12 protein-coding genes and 1 riboswitch are annotated in these 15,345 nt (G+C 58.5%); of the genes, 4 read left to right on the forward strand and 8 right to left on the reverse strand.

The window, feature by feature from the left end:
• Positions 1-71 precede the first annotated feature (71 nt).
• The 4 genes from polB to araB form a co-directional block, all read right to left on the reverse strand.
• On the reverse strand, positions 72-2,429 hold the full coding sequence (gene polB / locus L379_RS18990; protein ID WP_032652549.1) for a DNA polymerase II: 2,358 nt from the start codon (positions 2,427-2,429) through the stop codon (positions 72-74).
• 156 nt (positions 2,430-2,585) lie between these two features.
• On the reverse strand, positions 2,586-3,281 hold the full coding sequence (gene araD / locus L379_RS18985; protein WP_015572655.1) for an L-ribulose-5-phosphate 4-epimerase: 696 nt from the start codon (positions 3,279-3,281) through the stop codon (positions 2,586-2,588).
• A gap of 86 nt (positions 3,282-3,367) precedes the next feature.
• A complete protein-coding gene (gene araA / locus L379_RS18980; RefSeq protein ID WP_032652551.1) occupies positions 3,368-4,870 on the reverse strand; it encodes an L-arabinose isomerase in 1,503 nt (500 codons plus the stop codon).
• 10 nt (positions 4,871-4,880) lie between these two features.
• Entirely contained in the window at positions 4,881-6,590 is a 1,710-nt protein-coding gene (gene araB / locus L379_RS18975) for a ribulokinase (protein ID WP_032652552.1), read from the reverse strand.
• A 337-nt stretch (positions 6,591-6,927) separates the two neighbouring features.
• Between araB and araC the strand changes: the two genes are divergently transcribed.
• Together araC and L379_RS18965 are read left to right on the forward strand one after the other, a co-directional pair.
• Positions 6,928-7,773, forward strand: a complete 846-nt coding sequence (gene araC / locus L379_RS18970) for an arabinose operon transcriptional regulator AraC (RefSeq protein ID WP_003856402.1) — start codon at positions 6,928-6,930, stop codon at positions 7,771-7,773.
• Between the two features lie 118 nt (positions 7,774-7,891).
• Positions 7,892-8,659 (forward strand): DedA family protein, encoded by a 768-nt coding sequence (locus tag L379_RS18965; protein WP_017383796.1) that lies wholly within the window; start codon positions 7,892-7,894, stop codon positions 8,657-8,659.
• Positions 8,660-8,687: 28 nt separating this feature from the next.
• Here the strand turns inward: L379_RS18965 and thiQ are convergent, their stop codons facing one another.
• The 4 genes from thiQ to sgrR all read right to left on the reverse strand — a co-directional run bounded on the left by thiQ (position 8,688) and on the right by sgrR (position 13,763).
• Positions 8,688-9,386 (reverse strand): thiamine ABC transporter ATP-binding protein ThiQ, encoded by a 699-nt coding sequence (gene thiQ, locus L379_RS18960; RefSeq protein WP_032652554.1) that lies wholly within the window; start codon positions 9,384-9,386, stop codon positions 8,688-8,690.
• A complete protein-coding gene (thiP, locus tag L379_RS18955; protein ID WP_032652557.1) occupies positions 9,370-10,980 on the reverse strand; it encodes a thiamine/thiamine pyrophosphate ABC transporter permease ThiP in 1,611 nt (536 codons plus the stop codon). Before thiP ends, thiQ begins: the two co-directional genes overlap by 17 nt.
• The gene (thiB, locus tag L379_RS18950; RefSeq protein WP_032647227.1) at positions 10,956-11,939 is read right to left on the reverse strand and encodes a thiamine ABC transporter substrate binding subunit; all 984 of its coding nucleotides are present in this window, start codon (positions 11,937-11,939) and stop codon (positions 10,956-10,958) included. Before thiB ends, thiP begins: the two co-directional genes overlap by 25 nt.
• Positions 11,940-11,970: 31 nt before the next feature.
• Positions 11,971-12,071, reverse strand: a riboswitch (TPP riboswitch).
• A 36-nt stretch (positions 12,072-12,107) separates the two neighbouring features.
• Entirely contained in the window at positions 12,108-13,763 is a 1,656-nt protein-coding gene (gene sgrR / locus L379_RS18945) for an HTH-type transcriptional regulator SgrR (protein ID WP_032652559.1), read from the reverse strand.
• An 88-nt stretch (positions 13,764-13,851) separates the two neighbouring features.
• Here sgrR and sgrT point away from each other — a divergent pair, with 88 nt between their 5' ends.
• Positions 13,852-14,004, forward strand: a complete 153-nt coding sequence (gene sgrT / locus L379_RS18940) for a glucose uptake inhibitor SgrT (RefSeq protein WP_003856388.1) — start codon at positions 13,852-13,854, stop codon at positions 14,002-14,004.
• 121 nt (positions 14,005-14,125) lie between these two features.
• Entirely contained in the window at positions 14,126-15,304 is a 1,179-nt protein-coding gene (locus L379_RS18935; protein ID WP_015572661.1) for a sugar efflux transporter, read from the forward strand.
• Positions 15,305-15,345: the final 41 nt, after the last annotated feature.

A 15,345-nucleotide genomic window follows, 5' to 3' on the forward strand; every position in this document is an offset into this window, starting at 1 on the left:
CGGTCATCGAAAAATGGGTCCGGGAATGGAAAGGGCGCTATGGTACTGGATGGCAACGGTTTCGTCACGCGTCAAAATAGCCCAAGTTGTCCTGTCACTAGTGTAGCAAAGTCGTCATTGATGAACGGTAAAATTCCCTCCGCAACCGGCTGAAGCTGGCGGGTCAGGTAGTGATCGTAATCGAGCGGAGACTGCTGGTAATCAACGGGTTCCGGGCCGTTAGTTGTCCAGACGTATTTGATCGTACCCCGGTTCTGATACTGCGGCGCACGGCCCCGGCGAACATTCTCTTCATCCGCCAGCCGCGCGGCGCGTACGTGGGGAGGAACGTTACGTTGATATTCGGCCAGCGGGCGGCGCAGGCGCTTGCGATACACCAGCTGGTCATCCAGTTCACCCGCCATCAGGCTGGCGATGGTGTCGCGCACGTAGTCCTGATACGGCTCGTTGCGAAACACCCGCAGGTAGAGCGTCTGCTGGAACTGCTGCGCCAGTGGCGTCCAGTCGGTGCGCACCGTCTCCAGCCCTTTAAAGACCATCCGCTGCGTGTCACCTTCCTGAATCAGCCCGGCGTAGCGCTTCTTGCTGCCCTGGTCGGTTCCGCGAATGGTCGGCATTAAAAAGCGGGCAAAATGGGTTTCAAACTCCAGCTCTAACGCGCTAGTTAACCGCTCTTTTTGCAAATTTTCGCGCCACCAGTCGTTCACGTAGGCGACCAGTTCTTTGCCGATTCGCGCGGCGTCGTCTTCTGAATGGGCCGCTTTCAGCCAGACAAAGGTGGAGTCGGTATCGCCATAAATAACGTCATAGCCCCGGGATTCAATCAGCGCTTTGGTCTGGCGCATAATGTCGTGCCCGCGCATGGTGATGGAAGACGCCAGCCGGGGATCAAAGAAGCGGCAGGCGCTGGTACCCAGCACGCCGTAAAAGGCGTTCATAATGATTTTCAGCGCCTGTGAGAGCGGCTTGTTGCCGTGGCGTTTCGCCTCGTCGCGGCCGTGCCAGATGTTTCCCACAATTTCGGGCAGGCAGTGTTTTTTCCGCGAGAAGCGAGCTCCAAGAAACCCTTCGGTGCTGTGCGCATCGTCTGGCTGGGCCATCCCCTCCACCAGCCCCACCGGATCAATCAGAAACGTGCGGATAATTGACGGGTACAGGCTTTTATAATCCAGCACCAGCACCGAGTCATACAGTCCGGGCCGTGAATCCATCACGTAACCGCCGGGGCTGGCCTGCGGCGGCACGTCGCCGAGGTTAGGGGCGACATAGCCTGCCCGGTGCATCCGCGGGAAATAGAGGTGGCTGAAGGCCGCTACCGAGCCGCCGTGCCTGTCGACCGCGAGACCGTTCACCGTCGCCCGCTCCAGCAGGAACGGCATGATCTCGATTTTGTGGAAGATCTGCGTCACCAGCTCGCAATCTTTCAGGTTATAGGTAGCGAGCGCCGGTTTATCCTCGTTAAAGCGCCGGTCGATCTCGTCCATTCGGTCCCAGGGATTGTCGATGGATTTACCTTCGCCGAGCAGTTCCTGGGCGACCGCTTCCAGCGAGAAGGAAGAGAAGTTCCAGAAGGCGGATTTCAGCGCCTCGATGCCGTCGATAATCAGGCGACCGTTAGCCTGCGCGAAGAAAACACCGTTCTTAAAACCGTGCTCACGCCACTCCAGCTCGCTGTTGCCGCGCCCCAGAATCAGCGGGATACGGTAACGCTCGGCATGTTTTTGCAGCACGCGCAGGTCAAACTGCACTACGTTCCAGCCGATCAGAACATCCGGATCGTGCTCGGCAAACCACTGGTTAAGCTTCTCCAGCAGTTGCGGGCGGCTGTTGACGTACTCCAGATTAAAATCCAGCGCGGACGCATCGCCGTTCGGCGGCCCGAGCATATAGACAACCCGCTGCCCACAGCCTTCCAGACCAATGCAGTACAGTTCGCCGTGGCGGGTGGTTTCAATATCCAGCGACACCCACTTTAGCGGCGGGCGATAGTGCGGATTAGGCTTCAGGCGCGCGTTAACGATCCTGCCGTTTTGCGCGGTGCCATCTACCCAGACGGGGGCGGTGATAAACCGCTCCATCAGAAAGCGTTCAGGCGGGCGAATGTCGGCCTCGTAAAGCGTCACGCCTGCTTCACGAAGCAGCTTTTCATAGCGCATCAACTGGCGATGGGCGCGGCAGTAGAGGCCGTAAACCGGCTGGCGGTGGAAATCTTTCAGTTGGAGCGGCGTAAGGCGCCAGTTGTTTTCGCCGCGTAGCAGTTGTTTCACTTTCTCGACGTGAGCTTCAGGAATAAAGGCCACGGACTCCTGCGGCGGGAGCGTAACGTTTAGTGGGCCGTTGTCCGTTGCCAGCCAGAATTCAACCTCAGTACCCTGAGGGGTATCCCGCCAGTGTCTGGTCAGTAAAAAGCCTTCTTGCGCCTGCGTCACGCCGATATCCCATAAAACAAAACCAGGCCTGATTATAGCCTGGTTGAGGGGTGTTTGCTGGGGTTTTATACAGTGCCCGTTCCGCCGGATGGCGCTGCGCTTATCCGGCCTACAGGTTCCGCAGGCCCGGTAAGCGCAGCGTCACCGGGCAAGGGTTTACTGCCCGTAGTAGGCTTTCGCACCGTGCTTACGCAGGTAATGCTTATCCAGCAGGGTTTGCTGCATATCCGGCAGCTGCGGTGCCAGCTGGCGGCAGAAGATCCCCATATAGGCGACTTCCTCCAGCACGATCGCGTTGTGCACCGCGTCCTCCGCGTTTTTACCCCAGGCAAACGGGCCGTGGGAGTGCACCAGCACGCCGGGCATTTGCGCCGCGTCGATTCCCTGTTTTTCGAAGGTTTCGACAATCACGTTCCCCGTTTCCCATTCGTACTCACCGTTGATCTCCGCATCGGTCATCAGACGCGTGCAGGGAATGGTGCCGTAGAAGTAGTCCGCGTGGGTGGTGCCGGTGGCCGGAATAGGCTGGCCCGCCTGCGCCCAGATGGTCGCGTGACGCGAATGGGTATGCACAATCCCGCCGATGGTCGGGAAGGCCTGATACAGCAGGCGATGAGTGGGCGTATCGGAGGAGGGCTTTTTATTGCCTTCAACCACTTCACCCGTTTCGATGCTGACCACCACCATGTCTTCTGCGGTCATTACCGTGTAATCCACGCCGGAAGGCTTGATCACGAACACCCCTTTTTCCCGGTCAACGGCGCTGACGTTGCCCCATGTCAGGGTTACGAGGTTATGTTTTGGCAGCGCCAGGTTGGCTTCGAGTACCTGACGTTTGAGATCTTCTAACATTGTCGTCTCCTGCCGGATGGCGCTGCGCTTATCCGGCCTACAGAACCGTAGGCCCGGTAAACGAAGTGCCACCGGGCACTCCGTACTTAGCGTTTTGAACCGTAATAGACTTCGTTCCAGCGCAGCGCGTCTTTAAAGGCTGGCAGACGGGTGTCGTTATCAATCACGGTCAGTTCGATGTCGTGCAGCTCGGCAAACTGACGCATATCGTTCAGGTCAAGCGCGTGGCTGAATACGGTGTGGTGCGCGCCGCCGGCCAGGATCCAGGCTTCCGAGGCGGTTGGCAGGTCAGGCTGCGCTTTCCACAAAGCGTTGGCGACCGGCAGCTTCGGCAGAGAATGCGGGGTTTCAACCGCATCGACGCAGTTCACCAGCAGGCGGAAACGATCGCCGAGGTCAATCAGGCTGGCGTTAATGGCCGGGCCGGTACGGGTGTTGAAGATCAGACGGGCCGGATCCGCTTTGCCGCCAATGCCGAGGTACTGCACGTCGAGGATCGGTTTCTCTTCAACCGCGATGGATGGACACACTTCCAGCATGTGCGAGCCGAGCACCAGATCGTTGCCGTTCTCGAAGTGGTAGGTGTAGTCCTCCATAAAAGAGGAGCCGCCCTGTAGACCGGTCGACATCACCTTCATGATGCGAAGCAGAGCGGCAGTTTTCCAGTCGCCTTCGCCCGCAAAGCCGTAGCCCTGCTGCATCAGACGTTGTACCGCCAGACCCGGGAGCTGTTTCAGGCCGTGGAGATCTTCAAAGGTGGTGGTGAAGGCATGGAAGCCGCCCTGTTCCAGAAAACGCTTCATGCCCAGCTCAATACGTGCGGCATCCAGCACGTTCTGGCGCTTGTCACCGTTGACCTGTGCCGCAGGCGTCAGGCGATAGCTGCTTTCGTACTCGTCCACCAGCGCGTTAACGTCGCCATCGCTGATGTCATTCACCACCTGCACCAGGTCGCCCACCGCCCAGGTGTTGACGGAGAAGCCAAATTTAATCTGCGCGGCCACTTTATCACCGTCGGTGACCGCCACTTCGCGCATGTTGTCGCCGAAACGCACCACTTTCAGGTGGCGGGTATCCTGCTTAGATACCGCCTGACGCATCCAGGAGCCAATGCGTTTTTGTGCCTGACCGTCCTGCCAGTGCCCGGTCACCACGGCATGCTGTTGACGCATGCGCGCGCCGATGAAGCCGAACTCGCGGCCGCCGTGCGCGGTCTGGTTCAGGTTCATGAAGTCCATGTCGATGCTGTCCCACGGCAGGGAGGCGTTGAACTGCGTGTGGAATTGCAGCAGCGGTTTGTTGAGGATAGCCAGGCCGTTGATCCACATTTTGGCTGGCGAAAAGGTGTGCAGCCACACCACCAGGCCAGCGCATTTGTCATCGTAATTGGCATCGCGGCAAATGTTGGTGATTTCGTCCGGGGTGGTACCCAGCGGCTTCAGCACCAGTTTGCACGGCAGTTTGGCTTCCGCGTTCAGCGCATTCACAACGTGCTCCGCGTGTTTCGTCACCTGCTGCAACGCTTCCGGTCCGTACAAATGCTGGCTGCCAATCACAAACCACACTTCATAATTATTAAAAATGGTCATTATCGTGTCCTTAATGTGTCAGGGTTGCCGTAGTATCCGCGGTGCTTTTGGCCGGGGCGGCGACAGGGAGATAGTGAAGTTCGGCGCTTTTTGCCCATTGCTGGTAGCGCTGATAAAGCTGTTCAAAGCGTTGTGCCTGCTGAGTCTGCGGCTGGAGCGTACTTTCGACGGCGCTCGCCATATGCTGTTGCGCGGTCGGGATATCCGCATGTACGCCTGCGGCCACGGCAGCGAAAATCGCCGCGCCCAGCGCACAGCACTGATCGGAGGCCACAATTTGCAGCGGCCGGTTCAGCACGTCGCAGCAGGCCTGCATAATCACCGGGTTTTTACGGGCGATGCCGCCCAGCGCCATCACGTTGTTCACGTCAATGCCCTGCCCGGTGAAGCACTCCATAATGGCGCGCGCGCCGAATGCGGTGGCGGCGATCAGGCCGCCAAACAGCGCGGGCGCGTCGGTCGCGAGGTTGAGATCGGTAATCACCCCTTTCAGACGCTGGTTGGCAAACGGCGTACGACGCCCGTTGAACCAGTCCAGCACCACCGGCAGGTGGTCGAGAGACGGATTTTTTGCCCAGGCTTCGGTGAGCTGCGGCAGGAGCTGTTTTTTGCTCGCGGTAATCTGTGTTTTCAGTTCAGGATGCGCGGCTGCCAGCTGATCCAGCGGCCAGCCGAGCACACGGCCAAACCAGGCGTAGATATCGCCGAAGGCGGACTGACCCGCTTCGAGGCCGATAAAATCGGGTACCACGCTGCCGTCAACCTGACCGCAGATGCCTTTCACCGCGCGGTCGCCGACGCTGGCTTTATCTGCCGTCAGAATGTCACAGGTGGAGGTGCCGATAACTTTCACCAGCGTGTTGGGCTGCGCACCCGCGCCCACGGCACCCATATGGCAGTCGAACGCGCCGCCGGAAATGGTCACGTTTTGCGGCAGACCGAGGCGTTTCGCCCACTCTTCGCAGAGCGTGCCGACCGGAATATCGGCGGTGAAGGTGTCGGTAAACAGCGGGTATGTCAGGTTTTTGTTGATGATCGGATCGAGTTCATCGAAGAACGTTGCCGGAGGCAGCCCCCCCCAGCTTTCATGCCACAGCGATTTATGCCCGGCGCTGCAACGGCCGCGGTGGATATCCTGCGGGCGAGTGGTGCCGGAGAGCAGGGCGGGAACCCAGTCGCATAGCTCAATCCATGATGCCGCTGCCTGTGCGACCGACGCGTCCGCGCGGGTAACGTGCAGGATCTTGGCCCAGAACCACTCGCTGGAGTAAATCCCGCCGATGTAGCGGGAGTAGTCAGTTTTGCCCGGCTGATGGCATAAGCGGGTGATGGCTTCCGCCTCTTCCACGGCGGTATGGTCTTTCCACAGCACAAACATGGCGTTCGGGTTGTCGGCAAACTCCGGTCGCAGCGCCAGTACGCGGCCTTCGGCATCGACAGGGGCAGGCGTTGAGCCGGTGCTGTCGACGCCAATCCCCACGACATCGGCCCGCTGGGCGTCCGTCAACTCCGCCAGCACGGTTTTGATCGCCGCTTCCATTGATTCAATGTAATCACGCGGGTGGTGGCGGAACTGGTTGTTCGGCGCATCGCAGTAGCGCCCCTCTTGCCAGCGCAGATACCACTCAACGCTGGTTGCTATCTCCAGGCCAGTCGTACAGTCCACTGCCAGCGCGCGAACTGAGTCGCTGCCAAAATCGAGGCCAATTGCAATTGCCATGGTGTTGCTCCATCCAAAAAACAGGTATGGAAGAACATTAGAGACTGGGGACAAAAATCGTCAGGCAGGATCCGCTAATCTTATGGACTAAATTGCTGTAGCCACGCAAAGTGTGATGCCGTGCAAATATTCTATGTGGACATTTCTGCCGCACTTATAGACACTTTTGTTACTGCTTATCTGCCCGTACTGGCGGACAAATCAGGGGGAAAGGCTGAAACATGGCGGACGTAAAAGAGGCGTGATGCTTTTTGGATCTTTTCGCGGGCCATTTTTATACTGCTTTTATCGATATGGACAATTGGTTTCCTTCAGGACCCTTGGGAGAACTGAATCTATGGCCGAACCGCAAAACGATCCCTTACTGCCGGGCTACTCATTTAACGCCCATCTGGTGGCGGGGCTGACGCCAATTGAGGCCGAGGGATATCTCGATTTTTACGTCGATCGCCCTCTTGGCATGAAGGGATATATCCTGAACCTGACCGTACGCGGAGAAGGGGTCGTCAAAAACGGGGATCAGCAGTTTATCTGCCGCCCCGGTGATATGCTGCTGTTCCCGCCGGGGGAGATCCACCACTACGGGCGCCATCCGGATGCCAAAGAGTGGTATCACCAGTGGGTCTATTTCCGTCCGCGCGCCTACTGGCAGGAGTGGCTCTCGTGGCCGGCCATTTTCGCCCATACCGGTTTATATCGCCCGGATGAGGCGCATCTGGCGCAGTTCCGTGAGCTGTTCGCACAGATTATTGAGGCAGGGCAGGCGGGCGGGCGCTACGCCGAACTGCTGGCCATCAACCTGCTTGAACAGGTGCTGCTGCGCCGCATGGAGGCCATCAACGAGTCGCTTAATCCGCCGCTGGACAACCGCGTCCGCGACGCCTGCCAGTACATCAGCGACCACCTTGCCGACAGCCAGTTTGATATTGCCAGCGTCGCCCAGCATGTGTGTCTGTCGCCGTCACGGCTCTCTCATCTGTTCCGCCAGCAGCTTGGCGTGAGTGTACTCAGCTGGCGTGAGGATCAGCGCATCAGCCAGGCGAAACTGCTGCTCAGCACCACCCGAATGCCTATCGCCACCGTCGGGCGTAACGTCGGCTTTGAAGATCAGCTCTATTTCTCTCGCGTGTTTAAGAAGTGCACCGGTGCCAGCCCGAGCGAATTCCGTGCGGGATGTGAATAATCGGTAAACATTCAGGTGAACTTCAGGCGCATCTTGTAAACTATTCAGACAATTGATGCCTTGACGCGGTGCAGGGCGCTAAGCAGAATCGCTGATTCGTTTTCTGACCGGAATAGTTATGCAGGCATTGCTGGAACATTTTATTACCCAGTCCGTTATGTATTCGCTCATCGCCGTGGCGCTGGTGGCGTTTCTGGAGTCGCTGGCGCTGGTCGGGCTGATCCTGCCCGGCACCGTGATGATGGCGGGGCTTGGGGCGCTTATCGGCAGCGGCGAGGTCAATTTCTGGCAGGCGTGGATGGCCGGTATCATCGGTTGTTTGCTGGGGGACTGGATCTCCTTCTGGCTGGGCTGGCGCTTTAAGAAGCCGCTGCACCGCTGGTCGTTCATGAAAAAAAACAAAGCGCTGCTGGATAAAACCGAGCACGCGCTGCACCAGCACAGCATGTTCACCATCCTCGTGGGGCGCTTCGTTGGCCCAACGCGCCCGCTGGTGCCGATGGTGGCCGGGATGCTGGATCTGCCCGTCGCGAAGTTTGTGGTGCCGAACATCATCGGCTGCGTCTTCTGGCCGCCGTTCTACTTCCTGCCGGGGATCCTGGCGGGCGCGGCCATCGATATTCCTGACGGTATGCAAAGCGGCGAGTTCAAGTGGCTGCTGCTGGGAACGGCGGTCCTGCTGTGGCTGGCGGTCTGGCTCTGCTGGCGCCTGTGGCGCAGCGCGAAAGCCAGTGTTGATCGCCTGACGCGCTATCTTCCGCGCACGCGCCTGCTCTGGCTGGCCCCGCTGACGCTGGGAGTGGCTGTCGTGGCGCTGGTGGCGCTGATTCGCCACCCGCTGATGCCGGTGTACGGTGAGATCCTGTTGAAGGTGGTGAGCCGTTAAACGCCGGGCGGCACTGCGTTTGCCCGGCCTACGGTCTTATACCCAGTAATACTGACGCGCTTTCTTTCCCGCTCATTAAGGCGTCGGTTGTTCCATCCCACAAAATACGTCCCTCCGCGATCACTACCGATCGCGGCGCGATGCGTGCGGCATCTTCGATGCTATGCGAAACCATCAGCATCGTCAGTTGCTCGCGCTCGCAAACCTCCTCAACCAGCGAGAGCATCTCCTGACGCAGGGCCGGGTCGAGCGCCGAAAAGGGTTCGTCGAGCAGCAGCAGCGGCTGCTTGCGCACCAGACAGCGTGCCAGCGCCACGCGCTGGCGCTGGCCGCCGGAAAGCTCACCCGGTAGTCTGTTGATAAACGCAGCCAGGCCCATTTGTTCGGCGATCGACTCCAGCGTCTGACGCTGCGCAACACTGAGTTTTAACCCCGGATCCATACCCAGCGCGATGTTCTGCCACACCGTAAGATGATTGAACAGATTGTTTTCCTGGAACAGCATCGACACCGGGCGCTTAGCCGGCGGAGCGTAGGTATACTCGCCATTATCAATGACGATCGACCCGCTGGCAGGCTGCAAAAAACCGGCAATCAGATTGAGCAGGGTACTTTTTCCGGCCCCGCTGGGGCCAAGTACTGCGATTCGCTCTCCCTGACGAACGGAGAGGGTAAAACGCATTGGCAGGTGCTCATAAAGCCAGGTTACATCAGTCAGTTTTAACATCACGCCCCGGAAGTTTTTCGATAACGGTAAATAACGCAAAGCACAGCAGTAACAGGAGCAGCGCCGTGACGGCACCGTCCTGGCTACGATAGGAGCCAATTTGCTGATAAAGCCAGAACGGCAGCGTGCGGAAATCCTCGTTGCCGAAGAGGGCCACAACGCCAAAATCGCCAATCGACAGCACGCAGGCAAACGCCAGCGCCTGGGCCAGCGGACGCTTTAGCGCGCGCAGTTCGACCACCTTCAGACGCTGCCAGCCCTGCATGCCCAGCGACTGACACAGCAAACTGTAGCGGCTGTTGACGTCGCGCATCGGGTTTTCCAGCACCTTGAGCGCGTAAGGGATGGCCATCAGTGCGTTGGTAAAAATGACGATGCCGTCGGCGCTTTCCGGCAGGCCGATGGTGCTGTTGAACAGTAAAAAGAATCCGGTCGCCAGCACAATGCCCGGCATCGCCAGGATCAGCATACCCGTCAGTTCCAGCGCGTGTCCGGCTTTACGGGCATGACGCACGTACAGCTCGCGGCTGCTCCAGAGCAGCATCATGGTCAGGATCACGCACAGCAGCCCGGCTGCCAGCGCGATGCGCAATGAGGTCCACGTCGCCTGCCACAGGACAGGCTGTTGCAGTACCGACAACACATTGCGATTCAGGCCATCAACGATAACGGCCAGCAGCGGGGGCAGCAGAAGCAGGAGGGCCAGCGCGATCAGCATAAAATCCGCGACGCGGCTGTGCAGGCTGTCCTGCGGATCGCGCCAGCCTGTCAAGTGATTGCTGCCTGTGGGGATCGCTTTACTCAGCCGCTGGCTGAGTAACACCAGCGCCAGGCAGCAGACCATCTGCACCATCGCCAGCAGCGCGGCGCGGCCCGGATCGTAGTCGTAACTTAAGGCCTGATAGATCGCCAGCTCAATGGTGGTGGCCTGCGGCCCGCCGCCGAGAGAAAGCACGGTCGCGAAGCTGGCGAAGCAGAGCATAAAGATTAGCGCGGCCACCGGGGCAATCTGGCGTCGCAGCCACGGCCATTCGACAAAGCGGAAGAACGACCAGCCGCGCATGCCAAGCTGGGCGGCAATCTGACGCTGCTCCACGGGAATGTTTTCCAGCGCCTGTAAAAAGAGGCGCGTCGCCATCGGCATATTGAAAAAAATATGCGCCAGCAGAATGCCTTTCAGGCCGTAAGGGGAGAAGGTCCATTCCAGACCAAGCAGGTTGAAGAGGGATGCCAGCCAGCCCTGCCGACCGTAGACGCTCAGAATACCGAACACCGCCACCAGCACGGGCAGGATCAGCGTCATCGCGCACAGCCGCAGCAGGGCAAGCCTGCCGGGGAAACGTCTGCGATAGAGGGCGCGTGCAAGGAAAATGGCCGGGATCGTCGACAGCAGCGCGGAGAGAAACGCCTGCCAGAAGGAGAAACGGATGACGTGCCAGAGATAGCTGTCGTGCCAGAGGGCGAGCAGATCGCTCTCTGGCGCGTTAAACCACAGCGCAAGGAATGCACCCAGGCTGACGACCACCATCAGTATGGCGGCGAGCAGCCCGGGAACTAACCAGCCGGGGATCAGCGGCTGACGGCGCGTTGCCATTCACTAATCCATGCGGCGCGCTGGGCGGCAACCTGCTGCGGCGTAAATTCCAGTGAGGTTTGCGGCTTGTTTAGCTGCTCAAAGCCTGCCGGCAGCGCAACGTCAGTGACCGGGTACATCCAGTTTCCTGTCGGAATAGCATTCTGGAATGCCGGGGAGACCATAAATTTCAGGAATTTTTCGGCAAGCTCCGGCTGTTTGCTCGCGGCGGTGCGGGCGGCCACTTCCACCTGCAAATAATGCCCTTCAGCAAAGTTCGCGGCGGCGTAGTTATCCTTCTTCTCGGCGATAATGTGGTAGGCCGGAGAGGTAGTGTAGCTCAGCACCAGATCGCTTTCGCCTTTCAGGAACAGGCCGTAGGCTTCGCTCCAGCCTTTGGTGACGGTAACGGTTTTCGCGGCCAGCTTCTGCCACGCTTCCGGCGTTTTATCCCCGTAGACTTTCTGCATCCACAATAGCAGCCCCAGACCCGGCGTGCTGGTACGCGGATCTTCATAAATTACGCGCCATTTCTGGTCACTTTCGACCAGCTCTTTCAGGCTTTTGGGCGGATTCTTCAGCTTGTTTTTATCGTAGACAAACGCAAAGTAGCCGTAATCAAAGGGAACGAAGGTGTCGTTTTTCCAGCCGCCCGGTACGTTGACGGCATCTGACGCCACACCGCTTTTGGCGAACAGTCTGGTTTGGGTGGCGGCTTCCAGCAGGTTGTTATCCAGCCCGAGCACCACGTCGGCTTTGCTGTTTTTGCCTTCCATGCGCAGACGGTTGAGCAGCGAGACGCCATCTTCCAGCGCCACGAATTTCAGCTCGCAGTTGCAGTCGGCTTCAAAGGCTTTTTTTACCACCGGGCCGGGGCCCCAGTCGGCGGAGAAGGAGTCGTAGGTATAGACCGTCAGAACGGGCTTAGCAAAAACAGGCAGCGCAAACAGCGCCAGCAGAGGAAGAACGTTTTTTAACACTTTGCACCTCAGGGTTGAGTGGCAAAGGATTTTGAGAGACAGCCTCAAATCCCTTCGCCGGCGTTATCCGGATCAGGTTCGACGGGTATTATCTCAGCGCACATCAGTGATGCAGCACCCCGTTGAGAACGGCGCTATTGTAATGATTTGGTGAATATTACGAAAGCGTTATGGCTCCGGCGGCGCAAACCAGGCGGATTTAAAATCAAACCAGCCGAGGGTATTCATCCGCAGGCCGCGCATGCTGCGCTGCCCCTGGATCAGCAGCCAGTGGTGAATCAGCGGTACGATCGTCTGCCCGGTCAGTAATTCCTGACACCAGGCGGCCAGATCCATTTCTCCCGCCCGCCACCGCGCGGCGTCCTGCTGCCAGTCCCGGTTGATACAGTGCTGAATCAGGGGCACCTCGTACAGGTGAGAAAAGAGCGAGAAATCAAGCGGCAGCGTAAAGTTTGCGCTGTTGAGCCAGATATCGCTGATGACGTCTCCGCGATGCCATTCATCATAATCGACTTCCTGAATCGCCAGCGTCACGCCTTCGGCTGCCAGCAGCGTGCTCATGATCCTCGCCAGAAAACGGTGCTCAATGTGATCGCGATAGTAGCTGAGGGTGATGGTCTCCAGTCCGGCAGGCTTTTCACTGCGGACGGGCTGCGCATGGTGCCAGCGTGGGAGCAGGCCATAGGCCGGGAACCACCAGGTCTGGTATTGCTCCTCTGCGTGATAAATCAGGTTAGCGGGCGCCAGAATATGGCTTATCCACCTGCGGACGTCGTGGTTTGCCCCGCGATGGCTGCGGCTATCAAAGAGCAGGTAGTAGCAGCCCTCCTCCAGGCGGCTTTCGAACGCCTTTTCACCGGCTGTTGGCCCTTCCAGGGTCAGGCCTGCGCTCAGCTCTTCGTTGAGATCCGGTAACACCCAGACGTTCACTTCGTCGATCAACGCCCTATAGCCAAAGTAATCATCAAAGGCGCGGATCTTCAGCTGATTACTGTTATTTCGTGTAACGGAGTAGGGGCCCGTACCAATCGGCTGGCTGGAAAAATTGTTCAGGGATCGCCACTCGGCAGGCAGGATCATTGATGGCACGTAGCCCAGAAGCCACGGAAGCCATTTGTCCGGCTGCGAAAGCTCAATATCAAGCGTCCAGGCCGTTGGGGAGTGGATCCGCGTGATATGCGAATAGAGCGGCAGCGTGCGGGCGCGCTCTAAAGAGGCGATAACGTCGCGCATCTCCAGCTCGCGTCCATGGTGGAAATGAATGCCGGGGCGTAGAAAGAAGCGCCAGTGCAGCGGAGACACCTGTTGCCAGTGATGGGCAATATCCGCTTCCAGTTCCCCGTTTTCCTCATTTATCCGCGTCAGGCCGCTGAAAATCTGCCGGGCCATGTGGGTTTCAGAGCGACGTAACGCCGTACCGGGCAACAGATTTTTCATTGGGCGGTAGTAAAGTACCCGCAGAATGTGGCGTCCCTGACGAAAGCTGCGTCCCAGATGCGAGACCAGCATCTGGCGCACGGCGGCTTTGTCGCCCACCAGCTGGACCAGCTGATCGATGCGGTCCTGCTCCAGCAGATCCTCCGCTCGCTGTTGCTGTAACGCCAGGCCGGTATAAAGGAAAGTCAGGCGCGAACGCTTGCCGCGTCCGGCTTCGGCCTCCCAGTTTAGCCAGCCCTGCTGCTGCATGGTATTAAGGAGCGTGCGCATATGACGCCGGGAGCAGTTGAGGAGCTCGGCCAGCTCGTTCAGCGTGGTCTCCTGCGATTGCCCCTCGCAGCACTGCCAGAGGCGGATAAATTGTTGTTGCAGACGACCGGAAGGCATAAAAGGGGAACTCCTGACAAAAAATCAGCAATTTATTAATCCCTATATTAAGCCAATAATCCTTTTCGATGAAGCGAGGAGGTAAATTATGAAGAGGTCTACCGCACGTCAGTTTTATCAGCACTATTTTTCAGCGACAAAGGGAGTGTCCTGGCTGGCCCGCCAGTGCGCAGAGCAGCGGCTGAGAATACTGGAAGATCTGATGCAGTGGGACGTTACGAAACCGACCTCTTCTCGCTAACTCGCCTCGATCATGTGTGACTGAGTATTGGTGCTAATCACCCGCCAGCAAAATGTTTTTTGCTGGCTTTTTTCGTTTACTATTTCACCCAATTTCGATTCGCTTTCATAAGGACTTGCGCATGCTCTGGTTGATGACGATGGGGCGACGCCTGAATGGCGTGTACGCCGCTTTTATGCTGGTGGCCTTCATGATGGGCGTGGCCGGCGCGCTACAGGCGCCGACGTTGAGCCTGTTTCTCAGCCGCGAGGTGGGGGCGCAGCCGTTTTGGGTGGGTCTGTTCTACACCGTCAACGCCATTGCCGGGATCCTCGTCAGCCTGTGGCTGGCGAAACGATCCGACAGCCAGGGCGATCGCCGTAAGCTGATCCTCTTTTGTTGCGCCATGGCCGTGGGCAACGCGCTGCTGTTTGCCTTCAACCGCCATTACCTGACGCTCATTACCTGCGGCGTGCTGCTGGCCTCTCTGGCGAACACCGCGATGCCGCAACTGTTCGCCCTGGCCCGGGAGTACGCCGACAGCTCGGCGAGGGAAGTGGTGATGTTCAGCTCGGTGATGCGTGCGCAGCTCTCTCTCGCGTGGGTCATCGGTCCGCCGCTGGCGTTTATGCTGGCGCTGAACTACGGCTTCACCACCATGTTTTCCATCGCGGCGGGGATTTTTGTCATCAGCCTGGCGCTGATAGCCTTTGCGCTGCCATCGGTGGCGCGCGTAGAGCAGGTGACGGACAAGCCTATCACGCAGGTGAGCGGCTGGCAGGATAAAAACGTCCGCATGTTGTTTATCGCCTCCACGCTGATGTGGACCTGCAACACCATGTACATTATTGATATGCCGCTGTGGATCAGCAGCGATCTGGGACTGCCCGACAAGCTCGCGGGTATTCTGATGGGCACCGCTGCCGGGCTGGAGATCCCGGCGATGATTCTGGCGGGTTACTACGTCAAACGTTTCGGAAAGCGTCGGATGATGGTCGTCGCCGTGGCGGCCGGGGTACTGTTCTACGCGGGGCTGATCCTGTTCCATTCGCGTGAAGCCTTGCTGGCGTTACAGCTGTTTAACGCGGTGTTTATCGGAATCGTTGCCGGGATAGGCATGCTCTGGTTCCAGGATTTAATGCCGGGGCGCGCAGGCTCCGCGACCACGCTGTTTACCAACAGTATCTCTACCGGCGTGATTCTGGCAGGGGTGATTCAGGGGGCGCTGTCGCAAAGCTATGGGCATGCATCCGTGTACTGGGTGATCGCAGCGATTTCGCTCGTCACGCTGATGCTGACGTGCCGGGTAAAAGACGTTTGATTCTGGAAGGCGGCTTCACGAAATGAAACGACTTTCTGACA

It is taken from the genome of Enterobacter sp. MGH 33, from assembly GCF_000534535.1.
Classification (GTDB): domain Bacteria; phylum Pseudomonadota; class Gammaproteobacteria; order Enterobacterales; family Enterobacteriaceae; genus Enterobacter; species Enterobacter hormaechei_C.

Excerpts from the sequence above, each read along its gene's own strand:
- araD (WP_015572655.1), bottom strand. The coding sequence starts at position 3,281 with ATGTTAGAAGATCTCAAACGTCAGGTACTCGAAGCCAACCTGGCGCTG.
- araA (WP_032652551.1), bottom strand. The coding sequence starts at position 4,870 with ATGACCATTTTTAATAATTATGAAGTGTGGTTTGTGATTGGCAGCCAG.
- araB (WP_032652552.1), bottom strand. The coding sequence starts at position 6,590 with ATGGCAATTGCAATTGGCCTCGATTTTGGCAGCGACTCAGTTCGCGCG.
- araC (WP_003856402.1), top strand. The coding sequence starts at position 6,928 with ATGGCCGAACCGCAAAACGATCCCTTACTGCCGGGCTACTCATTTAAC.
- L379_RS18965 (WP_017383796.1), top strand. The coding sequence starts at position 7,892 with ATGCAGGCATTGCTGGAACATTTTATTACCCAGTCCGTTATGTATTCG.
- thiQ (WP_032652554.1), bottom strand. The coding sequence starts at position 9,386 with ATGTTAAAACTGACTGATGTAACCTGGCTTTATGAGCACCTGCCAATG.
- thiP (WP_032652557.1), bottom strand. The coding sequence starts at position 10,980 with ATGGCAACGCGCCGTCAGCCGCTGATCCCCGGCTGGTTAGTTCCCGGG.
- sgrR (WP_032652559.1), bottom strand. The coding sequence starts at position 13,763 with ATGCCTTCCGGTCGTCTGCAACAACAATTTATCCGCCTCTGGCAGTGC.
- sgrT (WP_003856388.1), top strand. The coding sequence starts at position 13,852 with ATGAAGAGGTCTACCGCACGTCAGTTTTATCAGCACTATTTTTCAGCG.
- L379_RS18935 (WP_015572661.1), top strand. The coding sequence starts at position 14,126 with ATGCTCTGGTTGATGACGATGGGGCGACGCCTGAATGGCGTGTACGCC.